Genomic DNA, 18,816 nt, shown 5'->3' with positions numbered 1-18,816 from the left:
GCCGGTACACGTCGGTACACTCGGCGCCGGACGCTCCAACGAGGCAATGGAACCATGACGACCCGTCCGATCAGCGCAGATGGCCTGCTGGTGCTGTTGACCGTGGCCGAGAGCGGCAGCATCAACAGCGCGGCCGACATCCTGCACGTGTCGCAGCCGTCGCTGACGCGCACGGTGCGCGACTTCGAGATCCGCCTGGGCGAGCGGATCTTCGAGCGCGGCTCCAAGGGGGTGACGCTGACGCCCCTGGGCGCCGTGCTGATGGACCGTGTGAAGGCCTTGCGCGCGGAGATGAAACAGCTGCAGCAGACTGTGGAGCGCTTCCGCCAGGACCGGCGCAATGCCGTGCGCCTCGGCGCGGTGTCGGTCCATCCCATCCTGCAGTTCAGCCAGGCCATCGTCGAATGTTCCGAGGCCTTCCAGGATGTGCACATCAGCATCGTCACCGGCACCCAGGAAGAAATGCTGCAAGCCCTCAACGAGGGCCGGGTCGAGATGGTGTTCGGCAAGCTGCTCCACAGTGCCGACTACCCGCTGCTGCGCCAGGACGTGCTGTACCACGACCAGGCCGGCGTCTACTGCCGTGCCGGCCATGCCTTGGCCCGGCAGCCCTCGGTGCGGCTGGCCGACCTGGCGCAGGCCCAGTGGGTGCTCGGGCCGCCCGGCTCCATGATGCGCAGCCGCGTCGACCACATGCTGGCCGAACACGACCTGGCACCGAACGTGGCCATCGAGGTCGAGGAAGTGCCGCTGCGGCGCACGCTGGTGCCCGAGTCGGACCTGCTGTCGGCGTTCCAGGTCCACCATGTCCACGAGCTGGTGCGCGACGGCCGCATGGTGCGGCTGCCCATCCAGATGGAGCCGCAGGGACAGCCGATCGGAGCGCTCCGGCTGACGGAGCATTCCGAGTTCTCCCGTCGTCTGCTGGACAGCCTGCTGCGGCGCTACCGGGAGTCCGGCTTCGACAACAGGTCCCCTGCGAAAGCGCGGCCGGCATCGGCTACGTGAGGCGCGTCGCTGACCGCCCGGTCCGCTTCAGCGCCTGAGAACCGACAGCGCCGTGGCGAGCCGGTCGAGCTCTTCCAGCAGCGGCGCCACAGAGGCCTCCTGCAGCGCGTTCGGGACAAAGACGCCTTCGGCATCGATCTGGGTTGGCGCCCCCGGGATCACGACCGCTTCGAAAATCGGCACCATTCGCAGCGTCGTCGCCACCTGCTTGGTCACCTGCACGCCGCGCAGACCGCCGGACACCCCGCCGTAGCTGACGAAGGCCAGCGGCTTGTACTTCCACTCGTGCACCAGGTAGGTCATGGCATTGAGCAGCGAAGGCGGCGGCCCGTAGTTGTACTCGGGCGTGACGAAGACGAAGGCGTCGGCCCGGTCCACGCTGGCCGCCCAGCGCAGGGTGTGGTCGTGGGCGTACTGCCGAAGCCGCGGATGCTTCGGTTCGTCGAACACCGGGAGCGCGAACTCGGCCAGATCGACGAGGCAAAGGTCGGCCGCTGCGTGCGGCTGCGCCGCCCGCATGAACCATTGCGCGATGGCGGGGCCGATCCGTGACGGGCGCGTGCTGCAGACCACCACATGGATGCGGGTTCTGTTCGCGGGGAGGGCTTGCGTCATTTGTAGATGTCTTCCGTCAGGTGGAGTGACTTGACCAGGTCGGACCAGACGGCACGGTTTTTCCCGATGGTGCCGGCGAATGCCTGCGCGCCGTCGCCCGAGGCCAGCACCCCCAGATCGGACAACTGCCTGCGGTAGCCGGGCACCGACGCGATCGCGGCCGCCTCCTGTTCCAGCCGCTTGACCACCGGCGCCGGCGTGTTCTTCGGCGCGAAGAGGCCGAACCAGGCGTCGTAGACCAACTGCGGGTAGCCGCTCTCGGCCGCCGTCGGCACGTCGGGGAAGCCCGCCAGACGCTGCGTCGACAGCGTGGCGATGGCCCGCAGCCTGCCGTCGGCGATGTGCTGGCTGACCGAAGCCGGCGAAGCGACCAGCATCTGGATCCTGCCGGCGAGCAAGTCCTGCAACGCGGGGCCGGAGCCTTTGTAGGGCACGTGGGTGATGTCCATCCGTGCTTCGCGCTTGAGCCATTCCCCCGCCAGATGCAGCTCGTTGCCCGTGCCCGGCGACCCGAAGAACAGGCTGGAAGGGTTGGCGCGGGACACCTTGGCCAGTTCGGCCAGCGACTTCACCGGCAGGTTGGCGGGCACCACGACCAGCACGGGCGTCAGCTGCGTCAAGGCGATAGGCACGAGGTCTCGGGTCGGGCTGTACGGCAGCTTCGGGCTGATGCTGTCCGCGATGGTCACCGGGCTCTGGGCGGTGAACAGCAGCGTGTAGCCATCGGCCGCCGCGCGCACGAAGACACCGGTTCCCAGGTTGCCAGCGGCACCGGCCCGGTTGTCGACGACCACGCTCTGCCCGAGGCGATCGCCGAGTTCCTTCGCGAAGAGGCGCGCCGCCACGTCGGTGCCACCACCCGGCGGAAATGGAACGATCAGCGTCACCGGCCGCGTGGGGTAGGTCTGGGCCGCGACGGCGAGCCCCCACAGACATCCCGCGGCGACGAGCCCGCGGCGGGTGATTCTTCTCATGGCAATGCGCATCTGGGTCTCCATGCTTGTACTGCAAAGCTTAGGACGCCCATGCATGCCCGCCCCATTCAAACCCACGATGTGGCCATGCCAATCGCCTATACCCCGCGGTGCCGTCGCGGCCGGTGCCGGTCAGCGCGGGCATTGCAGGTGCGCCACTGGCCGCAGGCATGCGGCACATAGCAAACCGCTATGACCCTATGAAAAAGTTGTAGCGGGCTGCGCATCCGACTCCTGACAAGATGCCGACGCGACACCGAACAACGAGCACGGGAGACGCGATGCAACACAACCGACGACATGCGCTGGCCCTGCTGGGCGGCCCCGGCATCTGCGTCGACAAGCCTCGCTGGGCGCACCGGGAGTTCGGCGCCTTCCTCGACAGGAACCCCGCGCAGTGGTCCCGCTTCGCCCGGCAGATCGGCCTCAAGCGCGAGTGAGGTCCCGTGCCGGCCCATCCTTCCCGCGCGCTGCGGCGCGTCCCACCCCCTGCGAGCCCTCCATGCACACCACCACACCTCCCCGGCCACCCGGCCCCTTGCAGATCAGCGAGATCATCCTGCGCACCAGCAGGTTCGATGCGCTGAAGGACTGGTACCAGGTCTTTTTCGGCGGCCTGCGTCCGAGCCTGGAGACGGGCACCGGCGGCCGCTTGAAGTCGGTACCCCACATCGAGCGCTTGTGCTTCCTGCGCATCCACGCCGCGTTTCCCTATACCCAGGTGCTGGGCATCTTCGAGGTGCCTGGCGCGGACGTGGCGCCGCGCATGCAGGCCGGTCTGGACCACATGCAGTTCCGCGAACGCAGCCTGGCCGACCTGTTCGTGCGCTATGCCATGCTGAAGGACCAGGGCGTGACCCCCACCCACTGCTTCAACCACGGGCCCAGCAGCAGCTTCTACTACCGCGATCCCGACGGCAACACCGTGGAGCTCTCTGCGGTCAACTTCGCCACCGAGCAGGAGTACATGGCCTTCTTCGGCTCGGACGGGTTCCGGCAGAACGTCGAGGGACACCCGATCGACCCGGAGCAGTTCATCGCACAGCGCACCGCTGCGGACGCGCTGCCCACGCCGGCTGCGGTGGAAATGCCATGAAGATCGTCCATTTCGAACACCGTGGCCAGCGCGGGCAGGGCATCGTCGAGGGCGACATGGTGCGCGCGCACGCCCTGTGGCCCGCCGACGCGCCCGGTGCGGGCTTCACGCTGCCCGCAACGGCGTCGGCGCACACGGCGCAGGGGCCGCTGCCGCTCGCGCAGGTCCAACTGCTGCCGCCGGTGACCGCCGGCGCCCGCATCTTCTGCGTGGGTGTCAACTACCAGGACCATGCGGCCGAGGTCGGCCGCCAGGTGCCGGGTCAGCCCTCGGTGTTCCTGCGAACCCTCGAAAGCCTGCGAGGGCATCTGCAGCCGCTGGCCTATCCGGCGGTGTCGCCGCAGTTCGACTTCGAGGGCGAGATCGCGGTGGTCGTGGGCCAGCCGGGCCGCGACATCGCGCGCGCGCAGGCCTTGCAGCACGTGTTCGGCTACAGCTGCTTCATGGACGGCAGCGTGCGCGACTACCAGAAGCAATCCCTGGCCGTCGGCAAGAACTTCGCGGAGTCAGGGGCCATGGGGCCCTGGATCGTCACGGCCGACGAAGTTCCCGATCCCCGCGCACTGACGCTGACCACGCTGGTGAACGGCCAGCAGATGCAGCACGCCAGCGCCCGCCAGCTCATCTACGACATTCCCGCCATCATGGCCTACATCTCCACCTGGACGCCGCTCAAGCGCGGCGACGTCATCGCCACCGGCACGCCTGCGGGCGTGGGCCTGTCCCGCACGCCACCGGTCTGGCTGCAGCCCGGCGACCGCGTCGACGTGTGCGTCGACGGCATCGGTACGCTGAGCAACCCGGTCGAACGGAGGGCGTCATGACCTCTACGGACATACAAACCCACCTGCAGGTGCAGGAGCTGCTGAGCGCGTGGGCCTGGTGCATCGACGAAGGGCGCGCGGCAGCGGCGGCCGCGCTGTTCTGTGCCGACGCGGAGCAGAACCTGCTGGGCAACCGCAGCGTGGGCATTGCCGAGATCACCGCCGCCTTCGAGCGCCGGCAGGCCATGGTGCAACGCACCTCGCAGCACACCATCTCGAACCTGCGCATCCAGGAGAGCACGCCGGAGCTGGTGCGCGCGCAATGGGTGCTCACCCTGTTCCGCAGCGACGAGGCGACGCACGACGCAAACCCCTTCCTGGTCGCGGTCGGCCAGGACAGCTACAAGCGTCAGGCCGACGGCAGCCTCAAGGTCTGGCGACGCGACGTGCTGCCGCGCTTCGGGCAGGGAGCTTGATGTGCGCATCGCGATCGTCCGGTCCGGCCCTGTCGGCCTGGCGCAGGCACTGGTCGCGCACCATGGAGTGCTGCGGCCGCCGGGGCATCGCCGAGGAGGTCAAGCAGTCGGGCTCCCCGCTCGACGTTCCGCGCCGCGTGGCCTTCGTCACCGCGCTGGACGGCGAGCTGCTGCACGACCACGACGACGGCACCCGCGCCGAGCGGCAGGCCGCTGCCGCGAACACGCCCGAGGTGTCGTGCACCTGCCCGCAGACCTTCGTCGTGCCCATCCTGCAGCGCCACGCCGCGGCGCAGCCCTCGGTGCGCCTGCATTCCCGCACGCGGCTGGACGGGCTGGCCGAGCACAGTCCCCAGGCCGCCCTGAACGTGGGCGAAGCCGGCGAGAACGCCCGGCGGCTGTCGGGCATCCCGACCGGCCCGGAGGTCCACACCCCGGGTGTCGACGGCGAATGGCTGCGCGAGAAGGTCAGGCCCCCCATCCGCCACGGCGGCTTCCACCGCGAACTCGAGACCGAAGGGCTGGCGCTGGGCTACCGCTACGACGACGCGCCCATCGTCGTGGCCGATGGCACGCCCGTGCCGGCCACCGGGGTGATGACCTACACCCAGACCGCGCGTCCGGGCGCACGCGCGCCGCATGTCTGGCTGGCCGAAGGCCGCTCCAGCCTCGAGGACTTCGGGCGTGGCTTCGTGCTGCTGCGGCTGGACCCCACGGCGGACACGGCGGCACGGCAGGCGGCTGCGGCCACCCGGGGTGCGCCCTTGCAGACCCGCGACTCGAACCCTGCGGCCGCGCGCGCTGCCTGGGCTGCCTATGGCGCGGGCCTGGCCCTCGTTCGGCCGGACGGCCATGTCGCCTGGCGTGGCGATGCCGTGCCGGACGACGCGCTGGCGCGCATCGACACGCTGCGCGGCGCCTGAACCGACCAACACACTGCAGGAGACAAGCACGATGGACCAGCATCTGATCGGCGACGTGGTGGTGACGCGCGTGCAGGAACGCGCGCCTCTGCCCGAGCCCATGCTCGGCTTCTTTCCCGAACTCACGGAGGAATGCCTGCAGGCCCACGCGCACTGGCTGGCGCCGAACCACTACGATCCGGCCACGCGGTCCACGCTGTTCCACTTCCATTCGTGGGTGGTGCGGACCCGGCACCACACCATCCTCGTCGACACCTGCAACGGCAACCACAAGCCGCGCCCAGGCCTGCCCATGTCGGACCAGCTCGACACCCGGTACCTGGACCGGCTCACCGCCGCCGGCGTGCACCCGGACGAGGTCGACTTCGTGTTCTGCACCCACCTCCATGCGGACCACGTGGGCTGGAACACGCGCCTGGAGAACGGCCGCTGGGTGCCGACCTTCAAGAATGCGCGCTACCTGATGTCGCGCACCGAGCACGACACCTGGGCGCAGCGCAGCCATGACGCGGCGCGGCCGGCCTGGCAGCGCAACATGTACGCCGACAGCATCCTGCCGGTGGTCGACGCCAGGCTGGCCTGCCTGCTGGACGGCACGCACCAGGTGGACGACAACTTCATCGTCCGGCCGGCCCCCGGACACACGCCGGGCAACTGCCGCGCCGACCTGCTGTCGCAGGACCGCCACGCGAGCTTCTGCGGCGACATGCTGCACACGCCGCTGCAGGTGCTGCACTGGGAAGTGAACTCGCGGCCCTGCGAGGACAAGGCGCAGGCGCGCCGCAGCCGCTACGAGATCCTGTCGCACTGCGCCGACCACCAGGCCCTGCTGCTGCCGATGCACTTCGGCCCACCCTACGCCACCTACATCCGGCGGGCGCCGCGGGACCGCTTCGCGCTCGACTGGGCGACCGGCCCGCGCTAGGCACGCCACGCGACGGCCGCCAGGCCGTCCGCCCGGAACACGGCGCGGATGGCCCGCATGAAATGTGGAGGCGACCGTGCGGACAACATCTTTTCAAATACGCAGCCAGGCCGCGTTCACGTGGTGGAACGGGCCGCTCGCGTCGTCGCGACCTGCTCAGGCCGGTTCTTGCCCAGTCGCACAGGCCGTGTGGCGTTGAATGGCTGGGGTGGCACACCCGAAACCGGTGCGGGCCGCTATCGGGCGGACGGATGCTTGAGCGCGGTGACCACCTGGTCGGACAGCCGCTGCGAGCGCTTGCGCGAGGTGTAGAGCTGGGGGTAGCCGACCACCAGGTGAACGAAGGTGATCTCCCTGTCGGGATCGACCCAGAACAGCTGGCCGCCGAAGCCGGACCCGCCGAAGGTCCGCGGTGAACTGAGCGTGCCCATGCTGGCCAGGAAGACACCTGTTCCACGCACGTAGAACGACAGGCCGATATTGGCGGGAAACGGCGTCTCCGCCTGCGACTCGACGGCGGCCTTGTACAGACCGCTGACCTTGTCGCCGGTCTGGATCGTCATGGCCGCATCGACGATGGCCGGCGAGAGGATCTGGCGGCCCTCCAGCGCACCGCCGCAGCGGAACATCTCCGCGAACCTGAAGATGTCGTAGGCGGTGGATGACGCGTCGCCCGCCAGGAACTCGGTCGTGGCCGAGATCTCCGCGATCTGCTCGATGTCGCGCTGCGGGATGGTTCCCTCGGCGTCCAGCAGCATGTTGATGGGCGCGAGGCGCCGTGCCAGATCGCTGCGGCCCATCAGCGTCAGCGCCGTGTCCGACATTCCGGCCGGCACGAAGATCTCCTCGGCCAGGATCCGCGTCAGCGAGCGCTGCCCCGCGTCCACACGGCGCATCACCTCGCCGAGGATGGCGTGGGCGGCACCGGCGTGGTAATTGACCACGCCCGGCGGGGCCGGCTCGGGCCGCATCGCGCAGATCTTGGCGACATAGGACGCGTTGCCTTCTCGCCAGTCCTCCACAGGATGCTGCATCGGCAGTCCGGCCTGGTGGCTCAGTGCGTCCCGCACCGTGACGCCGCCCTTGCCGTGTTGCGCGAACTCAGGCACCACCTCGGCGATGCGTGTGGTCAGGCTGAGCTGCCCGCGGTCGATGTAGCGGAAGACGGCAGCCGCGGTCAGTTGCTTGGTCAGCGACATCACGGGAACCACGTCATCGGTGCTGGCGAGCCGGCGCTCCTTGCGGTTGGCGAACCCGAGCGCCTGGTGCAGGACGATCTTTCCACGCCGGGCGATCAGCAGCACCGAGCCATCGGACACGCCGTCGTCGATCTCGCGTTGCACGGACCCCAGCAGCAGTGCCAGCTTCTCGTCATCGAACCCCATGTCCTGGGGGCTTGCGTCCAGTCTGCTCATTCGTCGTCCTCGTTCGGTCAAGTGCATGCGCGCCGGGTGCGGCATGTCGGCGTCGACTCTAGGTTTCCGCGGGCCGGCCGGCCATGCCGCGGTACCGATGCCGACATGCGCCAGGCGTTATCGCGCTGCGGCCGCGGTGGTGGATCCGGGCCGCTTTGGGCAGGCAGCGGCGCGCGCTCAGCCGGAGGCGCCGCCGCGCGACTGGATGGATGCCGCGCACTGGCGGAACAGCTGGCGCAGCCAGGTGTGGGTGCGGTCGTGGTGCCAGCGCGCATGCCAGATCAGGCGCACATCGAAAGCCGGTGTCGGAAACGGCAGCGCGAGCACCTGGCAGCGCGCCCTGACCGCGCCATCCATGGCCATGCGCTGCGGCACGATGGCCAGCAGGTCGGAGCTGGCCACGAGCGCGGCGGATGTCGACAGATTGGCCACGCGGGCGACGACATGGCGGGACACGCCACGCAGCGCCAGCGCCTCGTCCACCAACGTCTCGATCGCCGGGAAAGGGACCGGGTCCGCCCCCCAGACCACATGGCCCTGGGCGATGAACTGGTCGAACGAGAGCTGGCCCTGGATCTGCGGATGCTGGCGGCTGGCCAGGCATACGATGCGTTGGGGGTACAGCAGCATCTGGTGCAGGTCGTCCGTCTTGCTCTGCGTGAAGGCCATGGCGAATTCGAGCTCGCCATCGCGCAGGAATTCGGGGGAACGGCGGATGTCGCCGGACTTGACGGTGAACCGCAGGTTGCGGGCGCTCTGGCGCACAGCGGCCAGCAGCTCCGGGATCACCACGGCAGCCACACCCTCGGTCGCCATGATCCGGAAGTGGCCGTTCGCCAGGGCCGGGTCGAACGCGCCGTCCTGGCTGCCGCCATCGAGCAGTTCGAGCGCGACGCGCGCCTTCTCCGCGAGCTGGAGCGCACGCGCCGTCGGCTGCATGCCAGACGTCGTGCGCACCAGGATCGGGTCCTTGAACACCCGGCGCAGCCTGGCCAGCGCGGTGCTCATGGCCGGCTGCGAGATGCCCATGCGGTCGGCTGCCCGGGTGACGTGCTCCTCGGACACCAGCATGACCAGATAGGACAGCAGCTGGAGGTTGATCCGGCTGGCACCGTTCGCGGCGCCCAGCGGTGACGGCGCCCGGTGACCGTTCATGTCATGTAGCGGCCACCATCGATGTGGATCGTCTGGCCCGTCAGGTATTCGGTGTCCAGGACCATGCGCAGCGCCGGCCACAGTTCAGCAGCGCGACCGAGACGGCCGAAAGGCAGGCTGGCGGTGTCGACCGGTGCCATGCCCTCGACCATGTCGCTCTGGACCATGGCCGGCGCGATGGCGTTGGCTGTGATCCGGCGCGCGCGCAGGTAGGTGGCGTAGTAGTGCATCAGGCCCTCCATGCCCGCCTTGGACGCAGCGTAGGCTGCAGACAGGCGCCCGCCCGAGCGCGCTGCGCCCGAGGAGAGAAACACGAGACGGCCACCCTCGGCCAGCATGTGCGGCCATGCGGCCTGCGAGACCAGGAAGGCGCTCGTCAGGTTGGCCCGCAAGACGGATTCGAAGGTCGCCTCGTCGAGCATGGCCAGATCGACGACGGTGCCGACCCCGGCGTTGTTGACGACGCAGTCCAGGCCGCCGAAGTGCGCGACGGTGGCATCCACCAGGCCCTGCACCTGTGCGGCATCGGTCACGTCGGCCTGCAGGGCGACGGCTTGGCCGGTGCCGCAGCGCAGTTCTGCGGCCAGTGCCTCGGCCCTGGCCCGATCGGACCTGTAGTTGATGGCAACGTGGTGCCCGTGCCGGACAGCCTCGATCGCCAACGCACGGCCGAGGCCCCGCGCTGCGCCAGTGATCAGGATCCTCTTCGGTTCACTCGCCATGGTTCGGATGGATCGTGCTGGTGGGAGCTCGGCGTTGTTCAATCCAGCGCAATGCGGCTGTCGGCCGCGATGCGCTTGAAGGTCGCGATGTCGGTCCTGGTCCGCTGCGTCACCTCGTCCGGTGGCAGGTACTGCGGCAGCAGGCCGATCTCGGCCGTGCGTGCGGAGACTGCGGGATCCTGCGCGACGCGCTTGACTGCGCTCTCCAGCATGCGGCGCACGGCCGGCGGCGCTCCCGCAGGCGTGTACACGGCATGCCACCACGTGGTCACGTAGCCGCTGACGCCGAGTTCTTCGACGGACGGCACATTGGCGAACCGGGGGTCGCGCTCCTTGCCCGTCGTTGCGAACGCACGCAACTGGCCGGATTCGACGAAGGGCTTGACCTCCGTTTGCAGCGTGCAGTCGACCACATGCCCGAGCACGGCCTGGATGCCGGGTGCGTTGCCCCGGAACGGCACATGGTGGATCTTGATGCCCGCCATCGTCGCCAGCAGTTCGGTGCTGAAGTGGTTGCCACCGCCGCTGCCGGAATTGGCGAAGGTCAACTTGCCGGGGTTGGCCCTGGCATAGGCGAGCAAGCCCTTGAAGTCATTGAACGGGACCTGGTTGTGGCACACGACCGCGGTGGCGAACCAGAAGGTCTGCCCCAGCGCGTCGAAGTCCTTGAACGGGTCGTAGGTCACGTTGTTGCCCAGGGCCGGGTACAGCGCCTGCGTGATCGACGTGCCGTACAGCAGCGTGTAGCCGTCGGGCGTGGCGCGTGCTACCTCGGCAGCGCCGATGCGCCCCCCGGCACCGACCTTGTTCTCCACGACGACAGGCTTGCCCAGCGTCTCGCCGAGCTTCTGGGCGAAGGCGCGTGCCGCCGTGTCGGCGCTGCTGCCCGCGGAGACGGGGACCACCATCCGGATCGGCCGGGTCGGATAGTCGTCGGCAGCGGTGGCGGTCGTGCACGCGAACGTGGCGGCCGCGCTCAGCAGCAGATGGTGTGCCTGCCGGTGCCAAGTGGCGCATGCGCCCTGCCCGGCGGGATGGTTGTCGTGTCTCGGGATGTTCTGCATGGCGTGTTGGAGTGCTCCGGCCCGCACGGGCGCGGGCCTGGCTGGATTGTTTCGAGGCGCCTGCTTCCTGCCCATGCCTGGCGGCCGATGTCCACATGCCGCCAGGCCGATGGGCGCAGTCGCGCTCAACGCACGCGCTGGAACTCGATCGCGATGCGTGTCCCGTCGGGCCGGCGGAACTCCTCGAACATCCGGTCGCCCTCGACACGCAAGCGAAGCTCGGCCGTGGTCCGCACATTGCCGATCCAGTTGGGGAAGGTGGCACCCTCCACCACGTTGCCGGAGAAGTCGCCTTGTGCGTCGACGGTGTAGCGGCCGAACATGCCGATGCTGGCGGCCATGGCCTTGCGGTTCTCCTCGTCCGTTCCCTGGCCGCGGACGTCCGAGGCGAACCGGGGCAGATCGCCGTCGGTCAGCACTTCGACGTAGCGCATGTCGGTGGTGAAGACCAGCATCCCGCGCGGCCGGGCGCCGTAGGCCGGGATGCGGGCGCCGTCGGGATCGATGGATGCGCTCACCATCTGCCAGGTGCCGGCCACCTTGTTCGGTACGGCCTGGGACGGCTGCGCTGCCGCACCGGCCGCCAGCATGCCGATGGCGAGGCCCGCCGAAACCCGGGCCATGGCGGTCCTGCGGGAAGAACGGGGCGGCAGGCGTTTCATTACAGTTCCTTGGGTTGGTTGCCTGGCGGCTGCGTTTGCATCCGGGCCAGTTCTTGCGGGGTGTGGTCGGCCGACAGCGCGACGTCCTTCTGGTCTTCGAGTTCGGACAGCCGGCCGGCAAAAGCTTCTTTGAGCCCGGCATAGGCGTCGGCACCGAGGACGAGCCGCATGGGCAGGGGCCCTGGCCGGTCTGCGAGCGCCAGCATGGCGGTCGTCATCCGGTCCGGATCTCCCTTGATGGGCCAACCGCCGTCGAGCGCCTGGCGCAGTGCCTGCACTGGCGTGCCTGCGTACGCGGCCATGGGTGCGGTCCTCACCAGATGGCGGCCGAAGTCGGTCCGTGCCGGGCCGGGCTCGACCAGGACGATCTGGATGCCGAAGGCCGCCACCTCCTGGCGCACGGCCTCGATGAAGCCTTCCACGCCCCACTTCGTGGCGTGGTAGAGGCTGAAGCCCGGATACGCGCGCTGGCCGCCTTCGCTGGAGATCTGCAGGATGCGCCCACCGCCCTGCGCGCGCAGGTGTGGCAGTGCGGCGCGGACCAGCGCGATCGAGCCGACGAGGTTGACCCCGACGATGTCCTGCAGCTGCCGATCGTTCGTCTCCTCGGCTGCACCGAAAACGCCGTACCCCGCATTGCTGACGACGAAGTCGATGCGTCCGGCGCGCCGGAATGCGCTGTCCACGGCCTGGCGCACAGCGTCCGGCACCCGCAGGTCCAGGCCGAGGACGTGGAGCCGCTGCGCATGGCGTTCACGCAGGTCGCCCAGCGCGTCGCCGTTGCGGCTGGTTCCGAAGACCTGGTCGCCGCGGGCCAGCGCCTTCTCGGCCAATAGCCGGCCGATGCCGGAGGAGATTCCGGTGATGAGCCATGTCTTGTTCATGCTGGTCCGTCGTGGAAAGGGAATGCATCGAGCGTAGGCCCCGGACGGCCGCGGATTGGTGGGACAGCATCGAACGTGCTGGTGAAAATGGGCCACCAATCCGGCACGCGCCGCTCCACAGAAATCCACCCGACATGCCCCGTCCGTCGTTCAATGACTTGAGTGCCTTCGTGCTGGTCGCGACCCGCCGCAGTTTTCGCCGCGCCGCCGACGAGCTCGGCATGGCGCCGTCGTCACTGAGCCACGCCATGAAGACGCTGGAGGCCAACCTCGGCGTGCGCCTGTTGAACCGCACCACGCGCAGCGTCGCCCTCACCGAGGCCGGCGACCGCCTGCTTGCGCGGCTGTCACCGGTGCTGGAAGACGTGAACGCGGCGTTGGCGGAGGCGTCTGCCACGCGCGATGTGCCGGCCGGTACCGTGCGCATCAACGCGCCGGAGACCGCCGCGCTGATGCTCGCGCGCGACGTGGTCCCGTGGGTGCTGGACCGCTTCCCCGAGGTGGCGGTGGACCTGGTCACCGAAGGCCGGTTCGTGGACATCGTCGAAGCCGGCTTCGACGCTGGCGTGCGTTTGGGCGAAACGGTGCCGCAGGACATGGTTGCCGTGCGCTTCGGGGGCGACATGCAGTTCGTCATGGCGGCGTCGCCGGCTTATCTCAAGCGGGCGGGGCACCCCAAGGCACCGGAAGATCTGCACCTTCACGCATGCGTGCGTCACCGGATGCCCAGCGGCAAGCTGTACCGCTGGGAGTTCGAGCGGCGCGGCGAGAAGGCTGTGCTCGATGTGCCCGGCCGGCTGACCCTGAACAGCATCGCTTTGATGGTGGACGCGGCGCTCGAACACCGGGGCGTGGCGTTCGTGCCGCGCCCCGCCGTTGCGCCGTTCCTGCGCAGTGGCCGCCTGGTCACCGTGCTGGAGGAATGGTGCCCGCCTGGACCAGGTCTCTTCCTGTACTACCCTGGGCATCGGCAGATTCCCTCTGCACTGCAGGCATTCATCCAGGTCCTGCGCGAGCGGCTTCCATGAGCCTGGGCCCCGGCCTGCGCGCCGAGCGCGTTGAAGGGGCGATCGGGCTTTCCGACGCAGTCGACCTCGACGCGTCCGATGTCGCAGCGACCGGAATGACGTACTCCGCCTTCAACCTGGCTGCGTGCGGTGCGTGGGCTGATCACTGTGGCGTAGTTCGGCGAGCAACGCAAAGTGCAGACCATGCCACGCACCTGCCGCCTGGCCATCGCGCAACCGCCGCCAGCAGGTCATGCCGCTGCCAAAGCCCAACTCTTGCGACAGATCCTCCCACGGGATGCCCGAACGCAACATGAAGCTGGTGCCGTTGAGCGCCTGCTCGTGGCTCAGGTGCGCCGCTTCGCGGCGACCAGCAAGGCGCAGGGCTCTCCATCGCGGATGCCCTTGCCGCAACTAGGTCACGCGCGGCGACACCGCGGAACATTGTTCAAGCAGAGCCTCCTTCAGGCAGCGGAACGCCTTCAATCGCTCCAGCGTCGGGCGGTACATCGCGCCGGCGTCGAAGGAACCCATCGTTGCCGACAACGCGAGCGGTGCCACCTGCTCGCGCGCTGCCGAGGCGCGCAGCGTCGAAGGCAGCACCATCAGATGTCGGGCTCGCTTGAGCAGTCGAAATGCAAACTGTATAGACGTGGTTTCGATCGACACCGGCGGCATCGGCGCGCCCGCCTTGCGAAGTGCCCGCGACAAATGCGTGCGCGCTGAGACGGAATCCCTCAGCCAGATCCAGGGCTGATGGGCGAGCGTCTTGATCGGGACCTGCTTCTGCCGATGCAGCGGGTGGTCCGTCGCGGCGAACACCTCATGCTCGACACGTATCAAGGGAAGATAGGCCAGCTCTGGCAGGCGCTCGTCGTCGGGCGGCAGCCCACCGAGCACGACGTCCAGTTCACCCGCCCGGAGCATCGGCAAGGTCACTTCGTTCATGCCGGTCAGCATCGTCAAGCGCACGCCCGGCATGCTGTCGACCAAGGCGCCTGCAGCGTCGGGTGCGATCTCATGGGCCCAGGCTGGCCCGGCGGCGATTCGCAGCTCGCCCGCCTCGCCATCCAGCAACTCGGCAATCTCCGCAGCCGCGTAACTGCAGTCCAGTTCCATCAGCTCTGCATGGTGGCGAAGGGCCTCACCGAACGGCGTCAGCCGCATGCCGAGGACGCTGCGCTCGAAAAGCTGGACACCCAGCGCCGACTCCAGTTCCTGGATGCGTCTCGTGAGCGCCGACTGCGTCACCGCAACCTGCTGTGCAGCTTGACGCACGCCGCCCGCACGCGCCACCGCGAGGAAATCCGGCAAGAGATGCGCGCGGCGGGCCAGCCGCTGCTGTTCGATGGGAAGGGCGCTTCGGGCCATGCTCACAGTCTCCAAAGTATGTTGCGATTCTTGCATCGCATGATTCGAAATGATCACTTTTCCGAAACGCCCTGAGCTTCTACAGTTTGGCGACTTTCACCCAGGGCGAGTGCGCCCCACAAGGAGACCTCATGCACACCGGAAACCGCCACTTGCTGCGCAGCCTTGCAGCCGGCATCGGCATTGCCCTTGCCGGCTTGGCCAGCGCTTGTGCCCAGAACTTCCCCACCAGGCCCGTCACGGTGGTCGTCCCGTTCTCGCCAGGTGGTGCAGCCGACGTGGTGGCGCGCGTCCTCGCACAGAATGTCCATCTGAAGCAGCCGGTGGTCATCGACAACAAGCCAGGCGCCGGCGGCACGATCGCAGCGGCGGCTGTCGCCAAGGCCGCGCCGGATGGCCACACGGTCCTGTTCATCACCGCTGGCCATGCCGGACAGCGCGCTCTGTACCCGAAGCTCTCCTACGACCCCGTGGCCGACTTCACGCCGTTGATGGGCGTGTCGCAGTCGCCGATCGTCATCGCCGTCAAGGCGGACGCGCCCTACCGCACCATCGGCGACTTCGTGGAAGCGGCCCGCAAGCGGCCCGGCAAGCTCAACTGCGCCGGCGGCGGGGGTGGTGCCACCGTCACCAATCTCGCGTTCGAGCAGATGAAAGCCGATCTCAGGCTCGACATCGCTGCGGTTCCCTACAAGGGCTCCGCTCCGGCGCTGACCGCATTGCTTGGTGGCGAGATCGACTGCGACAGCGACAACGTCAGCGCCATGCTGCCCATGGTCAGCGCTGGCAAGGTGCGGATCCTTGCCGTGATGAACAAGAGCCGCGCGAGCTTGCTGCCGGACGTGCCCACGGTCGCCGAGACCGTTCTGCCTTCGATGGAGGCATCTGCCTGGTTTGGCATCCTCTTGCCCAAGGGTACGCAGCCGGCTGTGGTGGAGGAATTGCGCAAGCAGTTCGCCACGGCCTTGGGCACGCCACAGTGTTGATTTCCACGTATTCCTGACCCACCATTTCCATCGAACTTTGACCCACCCTGGATAGAGCCCAGCAGGGCTCACGGTGTGGATAACTTCTTGGTNCCAGGTGGCCGCTGTCCAAGGAATTGCGCAAGCAGTTCGCCACGGCCTTGGGCACGCCACAGTGTTGATTTCCACGTATTCCTGACCCACCATTTCCATCGAACTTTGACCCACCCTGGATAGAGCCCAGCAGGGCTCACGGTGTGGATAACTTCTTGGTCTTGGACTCCTTCTTGATGGGTTGCGCGGAGCTGTTCTTGAACCGGTAGCTGTCGTTGCCGGTCTCAAGGATATGACAGTGATGCGTGAGGCGGTCCAGCAGCGCCGTGGTCATCTTGGCATCGCCGAACACGCTGGCCCACTCGCTGAAGCTCAGGTTGGTCGTGATGACCACGCTGGTGCGCTCGTAGAGCTTGCTGAGCAGGTGGAACAGCAAGGCCCCGCCCGAGGCGCTGAAGGGCAGGTAGCCCAGCTCGTCGAGCACCACCATGTCCNGTCGTGATGACCACGCTGGTGCGCTCGTAGAGCTTGCTGAGCAGGTGGAACAGCAAGGCCCCGCCCGAGGCGCTGAAGGGCAGGTAGCCCAGCTCGTCGAGCACGACCATGTCCATGTGGGCCAGGCGATGGGCCATCTGCCCGCTCTTGTTGCAGCCCTTCTCCTGCTCCAGCAAGTTGACCAGCTCGACCGTGGAGAAGAAGCGAACCCGGCGTCGATGGTGCTCGACGGCCTGCACYCCGATGGCGCTGGCCAAGTGCGTCTTGCCGGTGCCTGGACCGCCGACCAGCACCACGTTCTCCGCGTTCTCCATGAACTCGCAGCGGTGCAGCTGGCGCACCAGGGCTTCGTTCACCTCGCTGTTGCTGAAGTCGAAGCCGGCCAAGTCCCGGTACGCCGGCAGCTTGGCCTGCTTGAGCTGGTAGGCCACGGCCCGCACTTCGCGCTCAGCCGTCTCGGCCTTGAGCAGCTGCGCGAGCATCGGCTGCGCGGCCTCGAAGGCCGGTGCCCCTTGCTCGGCGAGTTCAGAGACGGCCTGCGCCATGCCGAACATCTTCAGTTCGCGCAGCATGATGACGAGGGCYGCRMTGGCRGGGTCATGGCGCATGGCGCACCTTCCTTTCCGATGCGCGTAGGTCGYCGTAGCGGTTCACGTTGGCAAGCGGTTCACGGACCAGGCGCAGCGCCTGAGGTGCGGTCACCGGTGGCGGCGCGGCCTTGCTGTCCAGAAGTCGGTGCAGCACATTGAGCACGTGCATCTTGGTCGGCACGCCGGCCTCCAGAGCCAGCTCGACGGCGGTCAGCACGGCCTGCTCTTCGTGGTGCAGCACCAAGGCCAGCACCTCGACCATCTCGCGGTCACCGCCGGGTTGCTTGAGCAGAGCGGCCTGCAGCTGGCGGAACGCCGCTGGCAGTTCAACGAAGGGTGCACCGTTGCGCAGCGCTCCGGGCTTGCGCTGCAGCACCGCCAGGTAGTGCCGCCAGTCGTAGACGGTGTGGCCGGCGCTGTCGTGGCGTCGCTCGATGATGCGCCGGTGCTCGCAGAGCAGCCGGCCTTCGGCCGCCACCACAATCCGCTCCGCATAGACGCGCAGGCTCACCGGCCGATTCGCGTGCGAGGCCGGCACGCTGTAGCGCACCCGCTCGAAGGTCACCAGGCAGGTGGGCGAGACGCGCTTGGTGTGCTCCACGAAGCCATCGAAGGGACGCGGCAGCGGCATCAGCAGTGCCCGCTCCTGGGCCCAGACGTCGGCGACGGTGCCTGGCAGCTTGCCGTGCTCAATCTCGCGCCACAGGGCCGTGCACCGCGCCTCCAGCCAGTCGTTCAAGGCCGCCAGCGTGGCGAAGGCCGGCACGGGCTGCCAGAGCCGGTGGCGCGCATCGCGCACGTTCTTCTCGACCTGGCCCTTCTCCCAGCCAGAGGCCGGGTTGCAGAATTCCGCCTCGAACAGGAAGTGGCTGACCATGGCGCTGAAGCGCGCATTGACGTCGCGCTCCTTGCCCCGGCGCACCTTGTCGACGGCGGTCTTCATGTTGTCGTAGATGCCGCGCCGCGGCACGCCGCCCAGTACGCGGAACGCGTGGTTGTGGGCGTCGAACAGCATCTCGTGGGTTTGCAGCAGGTAGGCTCGCACGATGAAGGCCCGGCTATGGCTAAGTTTGGTGTGGGCCACTTGCAGCTTGGTCCGCTCACCGCCAATCAGAGCCCAGTCCTCGCTCCAGTCGAACTGGAACGCCTCGCCAACGCCGAAGGTCAACGGAACGAAGGTGCCGCGGCCGGTGGTCCGCTCGGCCTCTTGCCGCTTGGCCAGCCAGACACGCGCGAAGGCCGCCACGCGGTTGTACGAGCCGTCGTAGCCCAGCGCGGCCAGGTCGGCATGCATCTGCTTGACCGTGCGCCGCTGCTTGCGCGACTTGCCGGTCTCGGTCTTGAGCCAGCCRGACAGCTTCTCAGCAAAGGGGTCCAGCTTGCTGATGCCCACGCGCTTGGCATAACGCGGCTCRGCCTCACCGGCCCGCAGGTACTTCTTGATGGTGTTGCGAGACAGGCCGGTGCGCCGGGCTATCTCGCGCAGGGACAGATGCTCACGCAGTGCCCAACGCCTGATGACACTCAATGTCGCCACGTCAATCACTCCTGTGCTCCTGCCGCAAAAAGCAGCAGGTTAGGGTTCTTACGTGGGTCAGATTTGGACGGAAATTACCTGTGGCAGTGGGTCAGTTCTGCGTGGAAATCAACA

The 18,816-nt window shown here is 68.2% G+C and carries 20 protein-coding genes and 2 pseudogenes; 9 read left to right on the top strand and 13 right to left on the bottom strand.

The features are described from left to right. The first annotated feature begins 54 nt into the window (after window positions 1-54). Window positions 55-1,008, top strand: coding sequence for a LysR family transcriptional regulator (locus tag ASF45_RS21735; RefSeq protein WP_056667782.1), 954 nt, complete (start codon window positions 55-57; stop codon window positions 1,006-1,008). A 27-nt stretch (window positions 1,009-1,035) separates the two neighbouring features. Here ASF45_RS21735 and ASF45_RS21730 read toward each other — a convergent pair whose 3' ends face one another. Both ASF45_RS21730 and ASF45_RS21725 read right to left on the bottom strand, forming a co-directional pair. Next, entirely contained in the window at window positions 1,036-1,623 is a 588-nt protein-coding gene (locus ASF45_RS21730) for an NADPH-dependent FMN reductase (RefSeq protein WP_056667779.1), read from the bottom strand. After that, entirely contained in the window at window positions 1,620-2,621 is a 1,002-nt protein-coding gene (locus tag ASF45_RS21725) for a tripartite tricarboxylate transporter substrate binding protein (RefSeq protein WP_063887741.1), read from the bottom strand. The genes ASF45_RS21730 and ASF45_RS21725 overlap by 4 nt, the downstream gene beginning before the upstream one ends. 257 nt (window positions 2,622-2,878) lie before the next feature. Here ASF45_RS21725 and ASF45_RS35540 point away from each other — a divergent pair, with 257 nt between their 5' ends. The 6 genes from ASF45_RS35540 (at window position 2,879) to ASF45_RS21700 (ending at window position 6,781) form a co-directional block, all read left to right on the top strand. Beyond that, the gene (locus ASF45_RS35540) at window positions 2,879-3,037 is read left to right on the top strand and encodes a hypothetical protein (protein ID WP_156473135.1); all 159 of its coding nucleotides are present in this window, start codon (window positions 2,879-2,881) and stop codon (window positions 3,035-3,037) included. 62 nt (window positions 3,038-3,099) lie between these two features. Then, entirely contained in the window at window positions 3,100-3,693 is a 594-nt protein-coding gene (locus ASF45_RS21720) for a VOC family protein (protein WP_156473134.1), read from the top strand. After that, on the top strand, window positions 3,690-4,517 hold the full coding sequence (locus tag ASF45_RS21715) for a fumarylacetoacetate hydrolase family protein (RefSeq protein WP_056667769.1): 828 nt from the start codon (window positions 3,690-3,692) through the stop codon (window positions 4,515-4,517). Before ASF45_RS21720 ends, ASF45_RS21715 begins: the two co-directional genes overlap by 4 nt. Beyond that, window positions 4,514-4,933: a nuclear transport factor 2 family protein gene (locus tag ASF45_RS21710; protein WP_082551193.1), complete on the top strand. Its 420-nt coding sequence runs from the start codon at window positions 4,514-4,516 to the stop codon at window positions 4,931-4,933. The genes ASF45_RS21715 and ASF45_RS21710 overlap by 4 nt, the downstream gene beginning before the upstream one ends. Next, window positions 4,933-5,856, top strand: a complete 924-nt coding sequence (locus ASF45_RS21705; RefSeq protein ID WP_162244043.1) for an FAD-dependent monooxygenase — start codon at window positions 4,933-4,935, stop codon at window positions 5,854-5,856. The genes ASF45_RS21710 and ASF45_RS21705 overlap by 1 nt, the downstream gene beginning before the upstream one ends. A 31-nt stretch (window positions 5,857-5,887) precedes the next feature. Next, window positions 5,888-6,781 (top strand): MBL fold metallo-hydrolase, encoded by an 894-nt coding sequence (locus ASF45_RS21700; RefSeq protein ID WP_056667758.1) that lies wholly within the window; start codon window positions 5,888-5,890, stop codon window positions 6,779-6,781. Between the two features lie 236 nt (window positions 6,782-7,017). Here the strand turns inward: ASF45_RS21700 and ASF45_RS21695 are convergent, their stop codons facing one another. From ASF45_RS21695 to ASF45_RS21670, 6 genes are all read right to left on the bottom strand, one after another. After that, on the bottom strand, window positions 7,018-8,196 hold the full coding sequence (locus ASF45_RS21695; RefSeq protein ID WP_162244042.1) for a serine hydrolase: 1,179 nt from the start codon (window positions 8,194-8,196) through the stop codon (window positions 7,018-7,020). Window positions 8,197-8,373: 177 nt separating this feature from the next. Beyond that, window positions 8,374-9,351 (bottom strand): LysR family transcriptional regulator, encoded by a 978-nt coding sequence (locus tag ASF45_RS21690; protein WP_056667753.1) that lies wholly within the window; start codon window positions 9,349-9,351, stop codon window positions 8,374-8,376. Beyond that, window positions 9,348-10,073 (bottom strand): SDR family NAD(P)-dependent oxidoreductase, encoded by a 726-nt coding sequence (locus ASF45_RS21685; protein WP_063887740.1) that lies wholly within the window; start codon window positions 10,071-10,073, stop codon window positions 9,348-9,350. Before ASF45_RS21685 ends, ASF45_RS21690 begins: the two co-directional genes overlap by 4 nt. 38 nt (window positions 10,074-10,111) lie before the next feature. Then, window positions 10,112-11,137, bottom strand: a complete 1,026-nt coding sequence (locus tag ASF45_RS21680) for a tripartite tricarboxylate transporter substrate binding protein (protein ID WP_056667747.1) — start codon at window positions 11,135-11,137, stop codon at window positions 10,112-10,114. Window positions 11,138-11,262: 125 nt separating this feature from the next. After that, the gene (locus ASF45_RS21675; RefSeq protein WP_200932187.1) at window positions 11,263-11,799 is read right to left on the bottom strand and encodes a lipocalin-like domain-containing protein; all 537 of its coding nucleotides are present in this window, start codon (window positions 11,797-11,799) and stop codon (window positions 11,263-11,265) included. After that, window positions 11,799-12,683, bottom strand: coding sequence for an SDR family oxidoreductase (locus ASF45_RS21670; protein ID WP_056667742.1), 885 nt, complete (start codon window positions 12,681-12,683; stop codon window positions 11,799-11,801). Before ASF45_RS21670 ends, ASF45_RS21675 begins: the two co-directional genes overlap by 1 nt. Before the next feature lie 134 nt (window positions 12,684-12,817). On the opposite strand from ASF45_RS21670, the gene ASF45_RS21665 reads away from it, so the two are divergent. Next, window positions 12,818-13,711, top strand: coding sequence for a LysR family transcriptional regulator (locus ASF45_RS21665; RefSeq protein ID WP_056667739.1), 894 nt, complete (start codon window positions 12,818-12,820; stop codon window positions 13,709-13,711). 138 nt (window positions 13,712-13,849) lie between these two features. Here the strand turns inward: ASF45_RS21665 and ASF45_RS36600 are convergent. Then, window positions 13,850-14,026 (bottom strand): annotated as a pseudogene (locus tag ASF45_RS36600) (transposase); the annotation flags it as partial. Window positions 14,027-14,104: 78 nt separating this feature from the next. Next, window positions 14,105-15,061, bottom strand: coding sequence for a LysR family transcriptional regulator (locus ASF45_RS21660; protein WP_056667736.1), 957 nt, complete (start codon window positions 15,059-15,061; stop codon window positions 14,105-14,107). Window positions 15,062-15,192: 131 nt separating this feature from the next. On the opposite strand from ASF45_RS21660, the gene ASF45_RS21655 reads away from it, so the two are divergent. Further along, the gene (locus ASF45_RS21655) at window positions 15,193-16,047 is read left to right on the top strand and encodes a tripartite tricarboxylate transporter substrate binding protein (protein WP_056667733.1); all 855 of its coding nucleotides are present in this window, start codon (window positions 15,193-15,195) and stop codon (window positions 16,045-16,047) included. Window positions 16,048-16,276: 229 nt separating this feature from the next. On the opposite strand, the pseudogene ASF45_RS34760 reads toward ASF45_RS21655, so the two are convergent. From ASF45_RS34760 to istA, 3 genes and pseudogenes are all read right to left on the bottom strand, one after another. Next, window positions 16,277-16,574 (bottom strand): annotated as a pseudogene (locus tag ASF45_RS34760) (ATP-binding protein); the annotation flags it as partial. A gap of 1 nt (window position 16,575) precedes the next feature. Continuing rightward, window positions 16,576-17,183 (bottom strand): IS21-like element helper ATPase IstB (gene istB / locus ASF45_RS37145; RefSeq protein WP_056668747.1); only part of this gene is annotated, 608 nt, incomplete at its 3' end. Next, window positions 17,173-18,711 (bottom strand): IS21 family transposase, encoded by a 1,539-nt coding sequence (istA, locus tag ASF45_RS21645; RefSeq protein WP_056667729.1) that lies wholly within the window; start codon window positions 18,709-18,711, stop codon window positions 17,173-17,175. The genes istB and istA, both read right to left, overlap by 11 nt. Between the last annotated feature and the right edge of the window lie 105 nt (window positions 18,712-18,816).

Source organism: Pseudorhodoferax sp. Leaf265, assembly GCF_001422365.1.
Lineage (GTDB): Bacteria > Pseudomonadota > Gammaproteobacteria > Burkholderiales > Burkholderiaceae_C > Pseudorhodoferax.
This window is presented reverse-complemented; position numbering and strand designations above follow the sequence as displayed.